This is a genomic window from Mycobacterium sp. 1245852.3 (assembly GCF_001669335.1).
In the GTDB taxonomy this organism is placed as follows: Bacteria; Actinomycetota; Actinomycetes; order Mycobacteriales; family Mycobacteriaceae; genus Mycobacterium; species Mycobacterium europaeum_A.
The window spans coordinates 1-1,473 of sequence record NZ_LZLL01000610.1 but is presented as its reverse complement, the minus strand read 5'-3'; the positions used below and the strand labels follow the sequence as shown (position 1 = coordinate 1,473).

The 1,473-nt window shown below is 67.1% G+C and carries 1 protein-coding gene; it reads right to left on the bottom strand.

All coding sequences use genetic code 11. The features are described 5' to 3' along the window. On the bottom strand, positions 1-1,473 hold a 1,473-nt coding region (locus tag A9W96_RS28525), incomplete at both ends, for a cation:proton antiporter (protein WP_067144550.1).

Below are 1,473 nucleotides of genomic sequence, written 5' to 3'. Positions count from 1 at the left end.
CATCGCTGCTGCGCGGGGCCGAACAGTCCGGCGAGCGTGTCATGAAGGTCGGGGTCGGCCAGGATGACGACCTCGTCCCCGGCCTCCAGTTCGGTGTCGCCCCGCACCGGCACCAGGCCGGTCGCGCGGACCACGATGCTCACCCAGATGTCACCGACGCGGTCGCCGAGACCTTCGACCGTGGAACGCTCGGCGACGGAACCGGTCGCGACGCTGAAGCGATGAACCCCCTGCGGCTCGTCGGCGAGTCGCACACCTATCTGCCATGGCCGGGTCTCCACCGTGCGCATGGGCAGGTGCAACAACCTGGCGACACCAGGCACCGAGCTGCCCTGCACCAGCACCGAGACAACGACGACGACGACCACGATGCCGTAGAGGCGTTCGGCGTCGGCGACGTGAGCAGCGCGCAGGAACTCGCCCAGCAGGATGGGCACTGCGCCCTTGAGCCCGGCGAAAAGAACGAAGGCCCGTTCGTTTCGCCGCAATCGCACGGGAACCAAGCAGGAGCCCACCGCCAACGGCCGAATCAGCACGGTTAGGGCCACGGCGAGGACGAGCCCGCAACCCCACACATCAGGATGGGCAAGGACATTGAGATCGACGGTCAAACCCAGAATGGCGAACGCGACGATTTCCGCAAGACCCGCCAGGGCGGCGTGGAATCGCTTGATCTCCGGCTTGTAGGGCGCGCGGGCGTCGCCGATCACGATGCCGGCGACGAACACGGCCAGAAATCCCGAGCCATGCGCGAGCGTGGCAATGCCGTACAACATCAGGCAGGATGCCAGCGTTCGTAGCGAATAGAGACCTTCGCTCGGCAAGGCGACGCGACGCATGAAGACGAGCAGGACGCGACCGCCGAGCACCCCGACGGCCAGGCCGACCGCCATCTGTAGAGCGAATTGTGTTCCCACGCTGGCGAATCCGGCTGCACTGAGGCCACCGGCGGCGATCAGGCTGGACATCAAGGAGATGCCGACCGGATCATTGGCACCCGACTCGCCCTCCAGGATGGTGCCACTGCGGCCGCTGATCTCGCGTTTGCCCAAAACGGAGAAAACCACGGCCGGATCGGTCGGCGCCACGGCCGTGGCCACGAGCACCGCGGGAAACCAGCTGATTCCGCATACGTAGTGCAGCACCAGTGCCGCCCCTGCTGCGGTGAGGGCGGTGCCCACGACGCCCACCGACAGGATCGGGGCCGCCGCCGCGCGGAAGCGCGCCGGCCCGATATGCATGCCGCCGTCGAACAACACCAGCACGAGCGCGATGGTGATGACCCGTTCCACGACCCGCTCGGAGGGAGGCTGCACCGCGGGCACCGCGTGCACCGCGACGGCGGCTCCGACCAACACGAGTAATGGCACCGGGACCTTGACCCGCTCGGTTAGCCGATTCGCCAGCACCGCAACCAAACCGACCGCGCTGGAGAGCAACACCAACAGCGCGTAACGAACAGTCTCGTTCACG